This is a genomic window from Novosphingobium sp. TCA1 (genome assembly GCF_009811895.1).
GTDB classification, from domain to species: Bacteria; Pseudomonadota; Alphaproteobacteria; order Sphingomonadales; family Sphingomonadaceae; genus Novosphingobium; species Novosphingobium panipatense_A.
Genome location: NZ_BLJH01000001.1, coordinates 660,663 through 676,088, shown reverse-complemented (window position 1 = coordinate 676,088; position 15,426 = coordinate 660,663). Strand labels below are relative to the sequence as shown.

At 64.7% G+C, this 15,426-nt stretch carries 15 protein-coding genes; 3 read left to right on the top strand and 12 right to left on the bottom strand.

Annotation, left to right across the window (positions count from 1 at the left end; genetic code table 11):
• Nucleotides 1-83: 83 nt before the first annotated feature.
• Together NTCA1_RS03145 and NTCA1_RS03140 are read left to right on the top strand one after the other, a co-directional pair.
• Nucleotides 84-2,273, top strand: a complete 2,190-nt coding sequence (locus NTCA1_RS03145; protein WP_159828148.1) for a TonB-dependent siderophore receptor — start codon at nt 84-86, stop codon at nt 2,271-2,273.
• Nucleotides 2,273-3,412: a PepSY domain-containing protein gene (locus NTCA1_RS03140; protein WP_159828145.1), complete on the top strand. Its 1,140-nt coding sequence runs from the start codon at nt 2,273-2,275 to the stop codon at nt 3,410-3,412. The genes NTCA1_RS03145 and NTCA1_RS03140 overlap by 1 nt, the downstream gene beginning before the upstream one ends.
• Here NTCA1_RS03140 and NTCA1_RS03135 read toward each other — a convergent pair.
• From NTCA1_RS03135 to NTCA1_RS03090, 10 genes are all read right to left on the bottom strand, one after another.
• Nucleotides 3,409-3,861, bottom strand: coding sequence for a Dabb family protein (locus NTCA1_RS03135; RefSeq protein WP_236549062.1), 453 nt, complete (start codon nt 3,859-3,861; stop codon nt 3,409-3,411). The two genes, NTCA1_RS03140 and NTCA1_RS03135, sit on opposite strands and share 4 nt — an antisense overlap.
• A 58-nt stretch (nt 3,862-3,919) precedes the next feature.
• Nucleotides 3,920-4,954 carry a LacI family DNA-binding transcriptional regulator gene (locus NTCA1_RS03130; protein ID WP_159828142.1) on the bottom strand — a complete coding sequence of 345 codons (1,035 nt, stop codon included), beginning with the start codon at nt 4,952-4,954 and terminating at the stop codon, nt 3,920-3,922.
• Between the two features lie 94 nt (nt 4,955-5,048).
• The gene (locus tag NTCA1_RS03125; RefSeq protein WP_159828139.1) at nt 5,049-6,731 is read right to left on the bottom strand and encodes a GMC oxidoreductase; all 1,683 of its coding nucleotides are present in this window, start codon (nt 6,729-6,731) and stop codon (nt 5,049-5,051) included.
• A gap of 36 nt (nt 6,732-6,767) precedes the next feature.
• Entirely contained in the window at nt 6,768-7,613 is an 846-nt protein-coding gene (locus tag NTCA1_RS03120) for a sugar phosphate isomerase/epimerase (protein WP_159828136.1), read from the bottom strand.
• On the bottom strand, nt 7,610-8,167 hold the full coding sequence (locus NTCA1_RS03115) for a gluconate 2-dehydrogenase subunit 3 family protein (protein WP_159828133.1): 558 nt from the start codon (nt 8,165-8,167) through the stop codon (nt 7,610-7,612). The genes NTCA1_RS03120 and NTCA1_RS03115 overlap by 4 nt, the downstream gene beginning before the upstream one ends.
• On the bottom strand, nt 8,167-8,994 hold the full coding sequence (locus tag NTCA1_RS03110; protein ID WP_159828130.1) for a DUF1080 domain-containing protein: 828 nt from the start codon (nt 8,992-8,994) through the stop codon (nt 8,167-8,169). Before NTCA1_RS03110 ends, NTCA1_RS03115 begins: the two co-directional genes overlap by 1 nt.
• 16 nt (nt 8,995-9,010) lie before the next feature.
• On the bottom strand, nt 9,011-9,925 hold the full coding sequence (locus tag NTCA1_RS03105) for a hydroxypyruvate isomerase family protein (protein WP_159828127.1): 915 nt from the start codon (nt 9,923-9,925) through the stop codon (nt 9,011-9,013).
• Nucleotides 9,922-11,226 carry a sugar MFS transporter gene (locus NTCA1_RS03100; RefSeq protein WP_159828124.1) on the bottom strand — a complete coding sequence of 435 codons (1,305 nt, stop codon included), beginning with the start codon at nt 11,224-11,226 and terminating at the stop codon, nt 9,922-9,924. Before NTCA1_RS03100 ends, NTCA1_RS03105 begins: the two co-directional genes overlap by 4 nt.
• Before the next feature lie 78 nt (nt 11,227-11,304).
• Complete coding sequence (locus NTCA1_RS03095; RefSeq protein WP_086491029.1) at nt 11,305-12,366, bottom strand: sugar phosphate isomerase/epimerase; 1,062 nt, start codon at nt 12,364-12,366, stop codon at nt 11,305-11,307.
• Nucleotides 12,363-12,731 (bottom strand): cytochrome c family protein, encoded by a 369-nt coding sequence (locus NTCA1_RS03090; RefSeq protein ID WP_374705154.1) that lies wholly within the window; start codon nt 12,729-12,731, stop codon nt 12,363-12,365. Before NTCA1_RS03090 ends, NTCA1_RS03095 begins: the two co-directional genes overlap by 4 nt.
• 120 nt (nt 12,732-12,851) lie before the next feature.
• Here NTCA1_RS03090 and NTCA1_RS03085 point away from each other — a divergent pair, with 120 nt between their 5' ends.
• The gene (locus NTCA1_RS03085) at nt 12,852-14,003 is read left to right on the top strand and encodes a Gfo/Idh/MocA family protein (protein WP_201282397.1); all 1,152 of its coding nucleotides are present in this window, start codon (nt 12,852-12,854) and stop codon (nt 14,001-14,003) included.
• A gap of 18 nt (nt 14,004-14,021) precedes the next feature.
• Here NTCA1_RS03085 and NTCA1_RS03080 read toward each other — a convergent pair whose 3' ends face one another.
• Nucleotides 14,022-14,597 carry a chemotaxis protein CheB gene (locus NTCA1_RS03080; RefSeq protein ID WP_306439268.1) on the bottom strand — a complete coding sequence of 192 codons (576 nt, stop codon included), beginning with the start codon at nt 14,595-14,597 and terminating at the stop codon, nt 14,022-14,024.
• The gene (locus NTCA1_RS03075) at nt 14,594-15,421 is read right to left on the bottom strand and encodes a protein-glutamate O-methyltransferase CheR (protein WP_086491031.1); all 828 of its coding nucleotides are present in this window, start codon (nt 15,419-15,421) and stop codon (nt 14,594-14,596) included. Before NTCA1_RS03075 ends, NTCA1_RS03080 begins: the two co-directional genes overlap by 4 nt.
• Nucleotides 15,422-15,426: the final 5 nt, after the last annotated feature.

Here is a 15,426-nt window from a genome sequence, read left to right as displayed (position 1 = left end):
CAAATTGCGCCGGCACGCTTCCGCTCGACTTCAGGTAACGCACGCGCGCGCTTGACGCCTGCGTGCGAAAAACAGGGTTTTCGATGCAGACTTCCGTTCTTGCGATCGCCGCCGCACTGGCCGCGATCGCCACGCCCGCATTTGCCGAAGAGAAGCCGCGCGACGAGATCGTCGTTGTCGGCCAGACCGACCAGCTCAAACTGGACGCCGGGAACGCCACCGGCAGCCGCCTCGACCTGACCGCGCGCGAGACGCCGGCAACGGTCGAGACGATTACCCAGGCCGATATCCAGTTCCGCGGCTTGCGTACCGCGCGCGAAGCTTTCGCCGGTATTCCCGGCGCGATCTCGGGCAACGTTCCGGGCAATCCCGCGGCGGTGATGATGCGCGGCTTTTCCGGCAGCGCCGTTTCGATCCTGCAGGACGGCGTGCGCGTCTCCACCTCCACCGTCGTGCAGCGCGACACCAATACCTGGCACTTCGACCGGATCGAGGTGATCAAGGGCCCGGCCTCCGTCCTCTATGGCGAGGGCGCGCTGGGCGGCGTCATCAACAAGGTGACACGCAAACCCGTTTTCGACGGCGATCACATGGATGCCCTGATCAGCGTGGGCAGCTTCGATACGGTCACGGCGACCGGCGGCGTCAACTATCAGGTTTCCGACAAGCTGGCGCTGCGTGCGGACGTCAGCAACATGCGCTCCGACAGTCTCTACGACGTCGACGACAATGCCACCCGCTCCGCCGGCGTAACCGCAAGCGCACTGTTCCAGCCATCGCAGGACCTCTCGATCCTCGTCGCGGTCGATCACTTCAACGATCGCTATGACAGCACTTACCAGGGCCTGCCGCTCGTTTCGGCCGCCGTTGCGCGCGACCCCAGCTCGGTCCTGCGCAGCAGCAATGGACTGGTGATCGACAAGGCCTTGCGCCGCCGGAACTACAACCCCGCTGGTGCCTATTCGGGTTCGGACGAGACCACGCTGCGCTCGCGCATCGACTGGAAGCTGGGAGGCGGGTGGTCCTGGGGAACCGACCTGACATGGTACACCGCCGACCGCGCCTTCGTGCTGAGCGACACGCAGACTTTCGTCGCGCCGACCAGCGCGTTCCCGAACGGCAGCTTCAGTCGCACACTTCAGCGCTTCTATCACGATCAAACCTTCTGGAACCTGCGTACCACGGTCTCGAACGACAGTATTCTGGCGGGCTTGCGCAATCGCTTCAGTGTGGGGGCGGAGTACAACCACACCGATTTCGCCAGCCTGCGCCAGCAATCGTCCAGCGGGGCGGTGGCAGCCGTGGATCCCTACGATCCGCAAGTCGGCTCGTTTCCGACCTCGGACAGCGCCTATACCCGCGGAAACGTTCTCTACGATTCGACGCTGAAGACGCTGTCGGTCTTCGCCGAGGATGCCCTGAACCTGACGCCGCGCTGGCTGGTGGTCGGCGGGCTGCGTTATGACCAGATCGATCTGGAGCGGGCCGTCACCGACTACAACGCCGTTCCGAACACACTGCAGCGCGCCAATCCGCACTATCATCCATTGTCGTGGCGCGTTGGCTCCACTTACGACCTGAGCGGCGGCGTGACGCTTTACGCGCAGTACACGACGGCGACCGTGCCGGTCTCGACGATCCTCCTGCAATCGATCGCCAATACCGGCTTCAAGATGACCAAGGGCCGCTCGGCCGAAGGCGGTGTCAAGCTTTCGGCCTTCGACAAGCGCCTGACGGTGACGGGCGCCGCCTACTGGATCAGGCAGGACAATATTCTCACCCGCGATCCAGGCGATCCCACGATCACCGTGCAGGGCGGCAGTCAGTCCTCGCGCGGGATGGAACTTAGCCTTGCCGCTGCTCCTACGCGGCAGCTCTCGCTGGGGGCGAGCCTGGGCTACACCGATGCCAAATACGACGAACTCGTCGAGGCGGGGGGAGCCGTGCGCACCGGCAATCGCCCGATCAACACGCCGACGACCACCGCAAGCGCCAATGCGGCCTACGCGATCCCCGGCACGCGGATAACGCTAAGCGGTTTTGCCAACTACGTTTCGGGTTTCTACACCGATACCGCCAATACCATCAGGGTCGAGGGGCGCACGACTTTCGACGCGGCGGTTTCCTGGCAGGTGGCCGCGGCGAGCTCGCTGACCTTCCGCGCGCGCAATCTTACCGACAAGTTCTACGCCGAGTATTCGGGCTATCCCACTACCAACGTCTATATCGGCGCGCCGCGCAGTTTCGAACTGGCGCTGGCGACGCATTTCTGATGGCGATGCGGATTAGCGGGTCCACCATGCGACGAAACGTGCGCAAGGTCCACTTGTGGCTGGGACTGACCCTAGGCGGGTTCTTCGCACTGCTCGGGCTGACCGGATCGGCGCTGGTGTTCTATCAGGCCATCGATGGCTATCTCCACCCGGAAATTCGGGTGGAGACGTCGCAGCCCGCGCTGGGCTGGAACTCTCCCGTATGGGATCGCGCCCTCACGACGCTCCATGCCCGCTGGCCGGATCGGAAGGGCAACTGGCGTTTCGAGGTGACGGGGGAACCCGGCGCATTGCCGGTGCGCTATCAGCCTCCGCATGCCGGTCATCACGACCGGCGCGTGATGGTCTGGCTTTCGCCCGACGGCCGAACGATCCTGCGCGAGGCGGTCTGGGGTGAGTACCTGATGACCTTCATCTACGACCTGCACATGCAACTGGCACTGGGCGAAACCGGCCATGCCGCGGTCGGCTGGATCGGCGTTGGTCTGGTCTTCCTGCTCGCTACGGGTCTCTGGGCCTGGTGGCCTCGGGCAAGTTGGCGCAAAGCCTTTCGCTACAAGCACGAAGGTTCACCATCGCGCCGTCTGCGCGATATCCACAAGCTTGCCGGGCTCGGCGGGCTCGCACTGTTGCTGATGCTGGCGATAACCGGGGCGATGCTGGCGCTTCCCGGCCAGACTGGTGCCGTGATGGCGCCCATTCTGGGCACAGCAAAAGCGGAACCTGCGCCTCATTCAAGCGGGCGGACCGGCAGGCAGGTACCGATCCGCCAGGCTCTGATTGCCGCGCATGCGGAATTGCCGGACGCCAGGATCGCCTGGGTGGAAGCACCGGGGCCGGGAGACGGTGCGTTCATGGTACGCATGCAGCAGCCGGACGACCCCAGCTTCCGCTTTCCGCATAGCTTCGTCTTTGTCGATCAGTACGACGGACAAGTCCTGCGTGTCGATGACAGCAGACAGGCAGAGCCGGCCGCGCTTGTCACCAACTGGTTGCATCCGCTTCACGACGGATCGATTGGCGGACTGTTCCTGCGCGTTCTCCTGGTTGGCATAGGACTGATACCGGGCTTGCTGTTCCTGACCGGACTGTGGCGCTGGCGTATGCAGCGCGGGCAAGAACCCCGGCAGTTTCCTTAGCCTGAACCGGCTGTTGGAACTGAACTGCCGTCCGGGACCACCGCCATGTCGTAGACCACGACTTTGTCCCAGAGATGCTCGCAAGCCTTTACGAAGGCCTGGTGGATCGGATGATCCTGATAGGTCTTCTGGTCTTCCACGCTGCCGAAGAACATGAGTTCGGAAACGTCGTAGCTGGCATCGACGACATCGCGCGCCTCGGTGCTGGCAGGAATGCCGATCTCGAGGTTCTGGATCACGGGAATGCCTCGCAAGGTGCGCAGGCCTGCAATCAGCCGATCGCGATCCTCCTGCGAGCCGTGTCGCTTGAGCCAGAAGAACACGTGGTGAACCAGTCGGGGGCGAACGGTGGCCGCCTCTGCGCCCGTTGCGGCACCCGTCGCACCCAGGGCGATGCCTGTGCCGCCCAGGGCGATCATGACTGCCATTTCCCGTCTGCTTGCTTCCATGGTGCAGCTTTCCTTTTCCTGCAGGCCGGTTTTCCGAGGGCCGGTGGGTTGCGGTTCATCATATCGGCTGTCGTGCGATGGATTCGCGAACGACGATGGTGTGATCGAAAATCTCGTCGCTCACGCCGCTTTCGGTTTTTCCAAGTGCGGCGATCAGGCATTCGGCGGCGCGGAATGCCATATCCTCGACCGGCTGCCGCACGACCGTGAGCGGCGGCCAGATGCGCGACGCCAGGATGGTATCGTCGAAGCCTGTAACAGTCAGGTCGGCGGGCAATTTCAGCCCCTGGCGATTGGCCTCGGCGACGATGCCGACGGCAAGGTCGTCGCTGCTGCAGATGATCGCGGTCGGCCGATCGGATCGCGACAGCAACATGCGCGCTGCCGCTTGTCCTGCATCATAGTCGAACTCGCCGTGCTGGACGATCAGGTCGGTGTCCGTGGGAATCCCGGCATCGCCATGCGCCGCGATAAAGCCGTCGAGGCGCGCCGCGACGACGCTGTAATGATCGGGGCCTGCGACATAGGCGATGCGCCGGTGCCCCCCTGCAATGACGTGGCTGGTAAGCGACAGCATGGCGGCGCGATTGTCGATCCTGACGGTGGTGACGTCGGGCATCGCCGTGCCGGTTGCGATCGCGGCGAGAGGAACGCCCAGTTCGGGCACGATGTCCGATCCGCTGAGTTGCTCGGCAAAGGGCGGGATGAGCAGCAGTGCATCGGCGCCGGAGCGCACGAGGTCCTGCGCCATGCGTTCGGCTTCCTTGCGGCTGACGCCTTCGCCGTCGCGCAGGATCAGTTGCAGGCCGTGGGCATTGGTCGCGCGCAAGGCACCCACCAGCACGGCGTCCAGAAAGGGCGTGCGCCGATTGCTGTAGAGCAGGCCTACAGTCGTCGCGCGCGACTTCGCCAGCCGCCGCGCGGCGAGATTGGGGACATAGCCCAGTTCCGCGATCGCCGCCCGGACCGTGGCCACCGTGGCGGCGCTGGCACGTCCGGCGCCGTTCAGGACGTTCGATACGGTCATGGCGGACACGCCTGCGCGCTGCGCCACTGCGCGGATCGTCACGCCGTTTTCGTTGCGCCTCGCCATCAGATTCGTGTTTCCATATCCTCCGATAGCGGGTTTCCAACACCTTCACAGCGTTGAAAACCCGCACCTGCCGCCAGAGGCCTGCTGTTCTGCGTCAGATCGTGCCTGCCTTCAGTCCCTTCACGGCATGATCCACCGCACGCGCGGTCAGGGCCATGAAAGTCAGCGAGGGATTGACGCAGGAAATCGAGGCCATCTGCGCCCCGTCGGTGACGAAGAGATTGGAGGCGTCATGCGCCTGGCTCCACTTGTTGAGCACCGAGGCGCGCGGATCGTCACCCATGCGCGCGCCGCCCATCTCGTGGATAGCATCGCCCGGCACGTGCTCCTTGACCTTGCTCTCCACGTTCTTGAGGCCCGCGGCGCGCAGCATCCTTTCGCCCTGCTCGCGGGCATCGGCCATCATGCGCAGTTCGTTGTCGCGGAACGTGACGTCGAAGCGCATCAGCGGCAGGCCGAAGCGGTCCGCCTTGTTCGGATTCAGCGAGACGCGGTTGTCCTCATAGGGCAGGCATTCGCCGAATGCGCCCATCTGGAACTTCCAGCCACTGTAGCGGCGCATGCCTTCCTTCATCGCAGCGCCGAAGCCGACCGGCTTGGACGGTTCGCGATAGGCGCCGCCCTGATAGCCGTAGCCGCGCCGGAAGCCGAGGTCCTCATCCTTGCCGTTGTTGCGGAAACGCGGGACATAGATGGCGCCGGGGCGGCGGCCATATTCGATGAATTCCTCCATGCCGGGAATGTCGCCTTTCACGCCGACGCGGAAGACATGGTCCATCACATAGCGGCCCAGGGTGCCACTGGTGTCGAAATGGCTGCGCTCGCTACCTTCGGAGCGCGAGTTCATGAGGATCTGCACCGAGCCGAGCGTCGAGGCGTTCAGGAACACCACCCGCGCACGCACCACTTCCGCCTGCCCGGTCTTGGCATCGATGAAGCGGACACCGGTGACTTTCTTCGTGGTCGGATCGTATTCGAGATTGGTGACCACCGCATCGCTGCGCAGCGTCAGGCGCCCGGTGGCGCGGGCGGCGGGCAGGGTGACCGCCTGCGTCGAGAAATAGGCGCCGAACGAACAGCCGTTGCCGCACTGGTTGCGCAGCTGGCACTTGGAGCGGTTCTGTTCCGGCTTGTCCTCGGTCATGTTGGACAAGCGCGCGTTGATCATCTTTCGCCCGGGGAAGGCCGTTTCCAGCCGCTGCTTCATCCATTTTTCGGCAATGTTCATCGGCATCGGCGGCTGGAATTCGCTGTCCGGCAGATAGTCGAGGTTCTCGCGCGAGCCCGATACGCCGATATAATTCTCGACATAGCTGTACCAGGGGGCGAGGTCGTCATAGCCGATCGGCCATTCCCCGCCGATACCGTCGCGCTTGTTCGCCTCGAAATCGGCGGCACTCCAGCGGAAGCTCCAGCGGCCCCAGATCAGCGACTTGCCGCCGACGGCGGCGGGGCGGATCCAGTAGAACTTGCTGCCTTCCTCGTAATCGTAAGGGTTCAGCCGGTCGTTGTTGTAGAAGGCCTGGTTGCTGGGCGCGACATAGCCGTGCTGGGCGATGAAGTAGTCGCTGTCGCGCAGGGCGTCGGGCATGATATTGCGCGCGGGCACTTCGTAGGCGGGCTTGCCATCGTAGGTGTAGTCGTCGACATGCTCGACCATGTGGCCGCGATCGAGCATCAGCACGCGCAGACCCTTTTCGGTCAGTTCCTTGGCGGCCCAGCCTCCGCTGATGCCCGAGCCGATGACAATCGCATCGAACCTGTCCGTAGTAGCCATCGTTATCCTCTCCCTGGTCGATGGTCAGAAGCGCAATCAGAACTTTAGCGTGTTCAGCGTCTGGAAGCTCTTGGTGATGTCCGGCAGATAGGGCGCGGGCGACTGGTCATTCTCGACGTAGAAGTGCTGCGCCCCGGCAAGCCCGTTGAGCTTGAAGATGGCGGCGAAGTCGATCGTGCCGAGGCCCACTGAGGTCATGCTGCGGTCTGCGCGCATGTCCTTGACGTGATAGGCATAGACGCGGCCCGCAAGGCTGCGGATCAGTGCCTGCGGATCCTGTCCCGCATAGATCGCCCAGTAGAGATCGAGTTCGATCTTCACCAGCGCCGGGTTGCAGGCCTTCACCAGACGGTCGAACAGGCTGACGCCGTCCGGCTTCACGGTGAATTCGAAGTCATGGTTGTGATAGGCGAAGCCGAGGCCGACCGCCTTCAGCTGCTCGCCGAAGCGGTTGATATTGACCAGCGCGGCGTCCCACGCCTCGGCGTTGCGGTACTTGTCGACCATGTAGGGCAGGACGATGGTGTCCGCGCCCAGCGCCTTTGCCATGGCGACGCTGGCGTCGAACTTGTCCAGCAGGGCATCGTAGCCGACATGGATGGAAGGTGCCTTCAGGCCAAGCCGGTCCATGGTCTTGCGCAGCAGCGCATGGTCCATGGTATCGTACCCGCCGCCGCCGAATTCGACCTCGCGGTAGCCGATTTTCGCCACTTTTTCGAGCGTGGCGACCGGATCGGCCGCGAAGAGCTCGCGCACCGTGTAGAGTTGCAGCCCTATGCTGCGAAGCTGCGCGGCGCGGGCGAGACCCGCAACGAGGGGCTGGGCTGCGAGCAGGGCGGCACCGCCGGTGCCCAGCATCATGGAACGACGATTGAGGATCATGCCGAATAGACCTTGTTGACCTGAGAATAGGGGAAGGCGCCGTTGTATTCGCCGGGGACGGGCAGATATTCGCGTTCCTGCGTCATGCCGATCTCGGACGTGTAGTAGCCGACGATCACCATCTGCCGGAACGCCTTGAAGAACTCCTCGCCATCGGGAAGTTCGTCATTCATCGCCAGGGTCAGGAGGGCGTCCTGCTGCTCCGGCTTGGCCTGGACGGCAGGGACCTTGTAGTCCTGCCAGCTGCGGGCATCGATTTCCGCAAGGCCCGACAGGATCGGCAGGCGGTCCTCCGCCAGGGCCCAGTCGGCCAGCAACTTCTCGACATAGGTGGGAACGCCCGCAGCGATGGCGCCGGGGGTGTCGGTGGTGGGGATGACCCGCTCGCAAAGCGCGGTCATCAGCGCGCGCTGGTGGGGTGTGAAGACCTGGAGGCGCGGCACGCCCTGATCGATGGTTGGAGGGGCGGCGAGACCTGCGGCGCGGGCAAGCGGGGCGAAAACCTGGGCGCTGAACAGGGCGAGCATGCCGCCAAGCGCGTTTCTGCGATCCATTAGCGTTGTACCCCTTTCAGGTCCTGGGCAATTGCCTCTTCCGGGAGGGACCGGACCCAGATGTTGCGGAAGGAAACCGGGGAATCGTGGTCCTGCAACTGGATCGGCGCCTTGTCTCCATGGGCCGAATATTGCGCGACCTTGCGCCAGGCGGTCGTGCCCAGCATGGCCTGATGGTTCTGCACCAGCACGCCGTTCAGCAGCACCGTGACATAGGCCGGGCGCAGCAGGGCGCCGCTTGCATCGAAGCGCGGGCGCTCGAAGACGATGTCGTAGCTCTGCCACTCTCCCGGCGGGCGGGAGGGGTTCACCAGCGGCGGTTTCCAGGCATAGACCGCGCCTACGGTGCCGTCGGCGTAAGTCGGGTTGTCATGGCCGTCGAGGATCTGCACTTCGTAGCGCTGCATGAACCAGATGCCGCTGTTGCCCCGGTCCTGCGAACTCTTCTGCGGCGGGTTGGGTGAGCGGAATTCGAGGTGCAACTGCACGTCGCCGAATTCCTGCTTCGAGATCAGGTTGTTCTCGCCGCCACTCTTCGCACGGGAGGGAACGGTCATGACCCCGTTCTCGACCGTCCAGGGGGCGCGCTCGCCGCGCCAGGCGTCGAGCGAGGTGCCGGAAAACAGCACGACGGCATCGGACGGTGCGCCGCCGGGGGCGGCTGCGGGCGTGACGACCTTGGGCGCCGGTCGATCCGGGTCATGGACATGCCATTGGCCGCCCGGCAGCATCGGCGTATCCTTGAAACCCGGCTTGTCCTGCGCTTCGACCAATGAACAGGCGCCGATAGTAACGGCCGTCAGCGCGCAGATCGGGATGATCTTCATCCTCTCGCTCCCCTTCCTATGTTCTGTCGATGGCCCGATAGGCGGCGATCAGCCGCTCCTCTCCTTCGCGCCCGGCCAGTGAATTGCCGTGCTCCATGCCGATCACTCCGGCATAGCCTCGGGCGCGCAGCCAGCGCACGATGTTCGCATAGTTGATCTCGCCGGTGCCCGGTTCCTTGCGGCCGGGATTGTCGCCGAACTGGATATAGCCGATATCCGCCCAGCAGGCCTCGAGCGTCGGGATCAGGTTCCCCGACTGGATCTGCTCATGATAGAGGTCCGCCAGGATCTTGACGCCGGGGCTGTCGGCACCGCACGCCACGGCATAGCCCTGCGCGATCGACTGCATGAACACGCCCGGGTGGTTGGTCCGGGTGTTGAGCGGCTCCATTACCAAAGTCAGGCCGTGCGGCGCGACGATATCTCCGGCGCGGCGCATGCAGTCGATGATCCGGCCGGTCTGGATCGCTTCGGGCACCTTGCGATCCATGAAGCCGGTCACGACCGTCATGTGCTTTGCATCGAGCCGTTGCGCGACCTCGATCGAGGTGCGGATATCGGCCAGGAAAGCCTCCCGATCGGTGTCGTCATTGCCGCCGAGCAGGGGCCGGAAATCCGACCATTTCGGAATGCTGGCGACGAAGACCCCCATTGTCATGCCCCGCTGCGACAGGGCGCGGGCCATGGCTTCCTGCTCGTTGACGGGCCGCTTGCGCGCGTCGTTGTCTTCCCAGGCGCGGAAGCCCTGATCTGCGGCGAAGGCGATCTGTTCGAGCAGGCCGCCACGGCTGGCGAAGCTGCCCTCATGCGGGGCATAGCCGAGCGAGAAATGCGCGGCATTCGAGCTGCCCTTTCCGGTGGCTGCCGAGAGCGCGGGGGCGGCGGTTGCGGCAAGGCCGGTGGCAATCAAAGCGCGACGGGTCAGGCTCATGCCGCGCCCTCCGCGACGGGGGCACTCGGGCGGCCGGAGCGCCGTTCGGCAAGCCAGACGGCGCCGAACACGACGAGAAGCACCAGCGGCACGAACGTCAGCCGTGCGAAGGACTGCGATGCGGCGGCGTCTTCCACCGCGCGCAGCGCCTCTCCGCTCAGGCGGGTGAAGGCTTCGGGACCGCCCGCGATCTCCACTTTGGCCCGGTCGAACATCTCGCCTAGGCGCGGCAGGACGAAGAAGCTTGCGAGCGCACCCGCAGATCCCACGAGTCCAAGCGCCCAGGAGTCGCCGCGCGGATAGCGCTCGGCGACCGAGGCCAGCATCGTCGGCCACATGGCGCAGACGCCGAGGCCCCAGACCGTCGAGGCGAGGATCGCGGAAACCGGCGACTGCGCCTGCGACAGCAGGAACAGCCCGATCGCGGCGAGCAGGCTCGATACCCAGAGCAGCCCCGGATTGGAGAGGCGCCCGGCGATCCGTCCGGCGAAATGGCGGAACACGAACATCAGCGCGCTGACATAGACCAGCAGCAGGATACCGCGCATGCCGACGCGGTTGCTGAGCGCAACGTCGATCCACTGCCCCGGTGCGAGTTCCGAGGACGCGGTCAGGAACATCGCGCCGAACCAGACGAAGAAGCTGGGGCGGCGGACCACTTCCAGCATCATGTCCTTCATCGCCCGGCTACCGGCGGCAGCGGGAGGCTCCGGGAAGCGGGTCGTCGCGCCGATCAGGATGACGAAGATGGCGGGGAGGTAGACCAGCGCCATGATCGCCTGCCAGGGCAGCAGCGGCGCCAGGAACACGCCCGCGAGTCCGCCGACGATCAGCCCGCCCGGATACCAGGCGTGGAGCACGTTCAAGCGATGCGTGGTGTCCTCTGGATAGAGCCGCGCCGTCAGCGGATTGATCGAGGCTTCGGCGAAGCCCCAGCCGATGCCGCTCAGCAGCATGCCCAGCCAGACCAGATGGTAGACGGCCATGCCTTTGGCGAAGAGCCCCGCGCCGACGATCAGGGTCGTGCCGATCAGGAATGCCACGCCGCAGCCGATCAGGACGCGGCGGATGCCGATCCGGTCCAGCACCGCGCTGACCACGAAGACGGTGATCGAAAAGCCGAGAAACGCCGAGCCGAGCGCCGCCCCGATCATCTCACCCGCCGCGATCGGGGCTATGGGGTCGATCCACTCTGCCTTGAGACTGCTCGCCACGGCGGCACGCAAGGATGCGCTCATGGACGCCGTGAAGAGCGCCAGGACGCTCAGCCAGAACAGCCTTTGCCGGTTTATGCCCGTCATGCCCGCTTCTCTCCCCTATCGCCCCGCGTGATATCTGTTGTCGGGGTTCATGCCAGTCTTGCGTCTTTGGCCTTGCTGTCAGGCCAGTCCCAGCCAGCGGCGATTGTCGGCGGGATCGCCGCCTCCCGCGAAATCGTCGAACGCCCGTTCCGGGCGGCGGATCATATGCGCCTCGATGAAGGGGGCGCCTTCGCGGGCGCCGTCCTCGGGATGCTTCAGGCAGCATTCCCATTCCAGCACGGCCCAGCCCGCGTAACCATACTGGGTCAGGCGCGAGAAGATGCCGGTGAAATCGACCTGGCCGTCACCCAGCGAGCGGAACCGGCCAGGTCGATCGACCCAATCGGCATAACCGCCGTAGACGCCCGCCCGCCCGGTGGGATTGAACTCCGCATCCTTGACGTGGAACATCCTGATGCGGTCATGATAGATGTCGATGAACTGGAGATAGTCCATCGCCTGAAGCACGAAGTGGCTGGGATCGTAGAGGATATTGGCCCGCCGATGGCCGCCGACGGCATCGAGAAAGCGCTCGAAGGTCAATCCGTCGTGAAGGTCCTCGCCCGGATGGAGTTCGTAGCAGAGATCGACACCTTCTTCCTCGAAGGCATCGAGGATCGGCCGCCAGCGACGACCCAGTTCCGCGAAGGCCTCCTCCACCAGCCCCGCCGGACGCTGCGGCCAGGGGTAGATGAACGGCCAGGCCAGAGCGCCGGAAAACGTCGCATGGGCGTTCAGCCCCAGTCGCCGACTGGCCTTGGCGGCGAGTTTCAGCTGATCAACCGCCCAGGCCTGTCGTTCTGCGGGTTTCCCGCGCAGTTCGGCCGGCGCGAAATTGTCGAAGGCGGCATCGTAGGCGGGGTGAACCGCGACCAGCTGGCCTTGCAGGTGGGTGGAGAGTTCCGTGATTTCCACGCCTGCCTCGCGGCAGCGCCCGGCGAGTTCGTCGCAATAGTCCTGGCTTTCCGCGGCCAGAGCAAGATCCATGCAGCGCGGATCGTTGCTGGGCACCTGAATGCCCTTGTACCCCGCTTCGGCCATCCACCTTGCGGCATTGTCGAGGGTGTCGAACGGTGCGGCATCGCCCATGAACTGCGCCAGGAAGATCGCCGGACCGCGCATGGCTTTGTTTTCCGTCATTTTAGGCTCTTGAGATAAGTGATGATCGCCGCGCGCTTGGCCGGATCCGGCGTGCCGATGGGCATGCGAGTGCCGGGCACCTTCTTGGCCGGTGCCGCCAGGAACGTGTCCAGGCTCTGGTCATCCCAGCGCAGCTTGGTGCCCTTGAGCGCCGGTGAATAGTTGAAGCCCGGGGCCGAGGCGGCTTGCCTGCCCGCGACGCCGTTCAGGTTGGGGCCGATGCCGTTCTTTCCGCCCTTGTCGACACTGTGGCACGCGCGGCAGGCATTGAAGGCCGGAGGTGCCGTTTGCGCCATCGCGGGTACAGTGAGCAACGCCGCCGCAGCAACGATCGGTTTCAGGCAGAGGCTTGCTGTCATGCGCATCCTCGACTCTCCGTTTCAATTCTTATTGTCGTTTCTTGTTGTCATACGTTTACCGGTAAATCATATCTGATCAAGGCCTGAAATAAGCGGCTTATCGCGAACGAAAAAAAGGAGAGGGTGATGACAGGGACTTTGCGTCTCGCCATGGTCGGAGGCGGCGAGGGCGCCTTCATCGGGGCGATCCACCGCGCGGCGGCGGCTCTGGATGGCGACTGGCGCCTGGTGGCCGGTGCCTTCAGCAGCGATCCCGAACGCAATCGCCGTTCAGGAGAAATGCTGGGAATCGCACCGGATCGTGTTTACGCCTCGCTGGACGCCCTGCTTGCAGCGGAGTCGGCTCTGCCTGAAGGAGAGCGGGTGGACGCGGTATCGATCGTCACACCCAATCATCTTCACGCGCCGATGGCGATCGCCGCACTCGACGCGGGTTTCCATGTCTTCTGCGAAAAGCCCATGGCGCTGAACATGGAAGAAGCCCGGGCGATCGCGCAGGCCGCGGCGCGTTCCGGCCGACACTTCGGGCTTGCCTTCACCTACAGCGGATACCCCCTGGTGGAGGAGGCCCGGACGCGCGTGGCACGCGGCGATTTCGGGAAAATCCGGCTGGTCCAGGTCGAATACGCGCAAGGCTGGCTCAGCCAACCGATCGACCGGGACGGCAACAAGCAGGCGGAATGGCGGACCGATCCTGCCCGCGCCGGGCTTGGCGGTTGCCTTGGCGACATCGGCACGCATGCCTTTCACCTTGCGGAACATGTCTCGGGACTTCGCGTGCAGGAACTTTGCGCCGACCTGACGACCCATGTTCCCGGCCGCAGGCTGGACGACGATGTCAGTGTGCTGCTCCGCCTTGAGCGTGGTGCGCGCGGCTTGCTCAAGGCCAGCCAGGTCGCGGCTGGAGACGAGAACGGCCTGAAACTGCGTATCCATGGCGAGCGAGGCGGGCTGGAGTGGTCGCAGATGGAGCCCAACAGCCTGGTGCTGCGCTGGCTGGACAGGCCGATGGAAACCGTGCGGGCTGGCGGGCCGGGGCTGGCCGATTCCACCTTGAACCGACTGCGCACGCCCGCTGGACACCCGGAAGGCTATATCGAGGCCTTCGCGAACCTCTACCGCGCTTTTGCCGCCGCTATTCGAGCTGATGCCGAAGTGCCGGGCATGGGGGATGCATTTCCGTCTGTGGAAGCCGGGATACGGACGATGGCATTTGTCGAAAGCACGATAACCAACAGCGCCTCGGACACCAAGTGGACACGTCTTAGCGCGGAATAGAGCCCATAGAAGATCGCCTTATCCCGCAGCGTCCAGCAGCCGCCGCGCCAGGGCTTCGAGGGGCAGGATTTTGGCGGAGGGAACTAGGGCCAGCGCGGCGAGCGGCATGACCGGGTAGGCAGCGCTCGCCGGGTCTTCGACCAGGGCGGTGCCTCCGGCCTCGGCCACGGCCCGAAGGCCTTCGGCGCCGTCATGGTTGGCGCCCGTCAGCACGGCGGCAGTCAGCCCCGTTCCATAAGCATCCGCGGCGGTTTCGAACAGCACGTCGATGGAGGGGCGGGAGAACTGCACCGGCCCCTCCACCGAAAGCGAGACGGTGCGGTCGGCTTCGACGAGCATGTGGTAATCGGGCGGTGCGAAGAGGATTGTGCCCGGCGCGATCGGCTCCTTGTCGTCGGGCTCCCGCACTGCCAGTCGGCATTTCGCGGCGAAAAGTTCGGCAAGGACATTGCGTCGCTGCGGGGGGACGTGGACGACCACCAGTACCGGCAGCGGGTAGTCGCGCGGCAGGGCGGGGAGTAACCGCGAGAGCGCCTGAACTGCCCCGGCGGAAGCGCCCAGCACCACTGCACGATCGGGCGCAGGCGTAATCAAGGGTCGCGCCTCTGGTAGATTTTCTCCTCGCGCGCGAAATCGGTGAAGGCATCGGCATGTTGCGAGAAGCGCAGGCTTTCGCGCGTACCAAGTCCCAGAAAGCCCTTACGCGCCAGCGAATCCCGGAACAGGCCGACGGCGCGGTCCTGCAAGGCACGGTCGAAGTAGATCATGACATTGCGGCAGGAGATCATGTGCATCTCGGCGAAGACTGCATCGGTGACCAGGCTGTGATCGGAAAAGACCACCCGTTCGCGCAGGCTCTTGTCGAAGGCGGCATGGCCATAGGCGGTGGAATAGTAATCCGACAGCGAGGACTTTCCGCCCGAGAGCTGGTGGTTCTCGGTAAAGGTGCGGATCCGGTCCAGCGGGTAGATCCCGCGCGCGGCGGCATCGAGTGCGTCCTGGTTGATGTCGGTCGCGTAGAACAGCGTGCGCTCTTCCAGGCCTTCCTCGCGGAACAGGATGACCAGCGAATAGAGTTCCTCACCGGTGCTGCATCCGGCGATCCAGATCTTGAGCGAGGGGTAAGTGCGAAGATGCGGCACGACCTTTTCGCGAATGGCGCGAAAGTAGGCCGGGTCGCGAAACAGTTCGCTGACCTGTACGGTCAGGAAGCCGAGCAGGCGCGTGACGGTGCCGGGATCGCGCAGCATGCGGTCCTGGAGCGCGGAGAAAGTCGCCAGACCCAGCTGATCGCGGGCCTGCCGCAGGCGGCGTTTCAGCGAGGCCTGCGCATAGCCGCGAAAGTCGTAATGGTAGCGGCGGTAGAGCGCCTCCAGCAGGAGGCGGATCTCGATGTCCTCGATCTTCTCCTCTTCCATCAGCG

Bases quoted from the DNA above. Each gene is read 5' to 3' on its own strand.
- NTCA1_RS03145 (WP_159828148.1), top strand. From the start codon at position 84: ATGCAGACTTCCGTTCTTGCGATCGCCGCCGCACTGGCCGCGATCGCC.
- NTCA1_RS03125 (WP_159828139.1), bottom strand. From the start codon at position 6,731: ATGGCTACTACGGACAGGTTCGATGCGATTGTCATCGGCTCGGGCATC.
- NTCA1_RS03120 (WP_159828136.1), bottom strand. From the start codon at position 7,613: ATGATCCTCAATCGTCGTTCCATGATGCTGGGCACCGGCGGTGCCGCC.
- NTCA1_RS03135 (WP_236549062.1), bottom strand. From the start codon at position 3,861: ATGGAAGCAAGCAGACGGGAAATGGCAGTCATGATCGCCCTGGGCGGC.
- NTCA1_RS03100 (WP_159828124.1), bottom strand. From the start codon at position 11,226: ATGACGGGCATAAACCGGCAAAGGCTGTTCTGGCTGAGCGTCCTGGCG.
- NTCA1_RS03095 (WP_086491029.1), bottom strand. From the start codon at position 12,366: ATGACGGAAAACAAAGCCATGCGCGGTCCGGCGATCTTCCTGGCGCAG.
- NTCA1_RS03085 (WP_201282397.1), top strand. From the start codon at position 12,852: ATGACAGGGACTTTGCGTCTCGCCATGGTCGGAGGCGGCGAGGGCGCC.
- NTCA1_RS03110 (WP_159828130.1), bottom strand. From the start codon at position 8,994: ATGAAGATCATCCCGATCTGCGCGCTGACGGCCGTTACTATCGGCGCC.
- NTCA1_RS03075 (WP_086491031.1), bottom strand. From the start codon at position 15,421: ATGGAAGAGGAGAAGATCGAGGACATCGAGATCCGCCTCCTGCTGGAG.
- NTCA1_RS03090 (WP_374705154.1), bottom strand. From the start codon at position 12,731: ATGCGCATGACAGCAAGCCTCTGCCTGAAACCGATCGTTGCTGCGGCG.
- NTCA1_RS03115 (WP_159828133.1), bottom strand. From the start codon at position 8,167: ATGGATCGCAGAAACGCGCTTGGCGGCATGCTCGCCCTGTTCAGCGCC.
- NTCA1_RS03130 (WP_159828142.1), bottom strand. From the start codon at position 4,954: ATGGCGAGGCGCAACGAAAACGGCGTGACGATCCGCGCAGTGGCGCAG.
- NTCA1_RS03140 (WP_159828145.1), top strand. From the start codon at position 2,273: ATGGCGATGCGGATTAGCGGGTCCACCATGCGACGAAACGTGCGCAAG.
- NTCA1_RS03105 (WP_159828127.1), bottom strand. From the start codon at position 9,925: ATGAGCCTGACCCGTCGCGCTTTGATTGCCACCGGCCTTGCCGCAACC.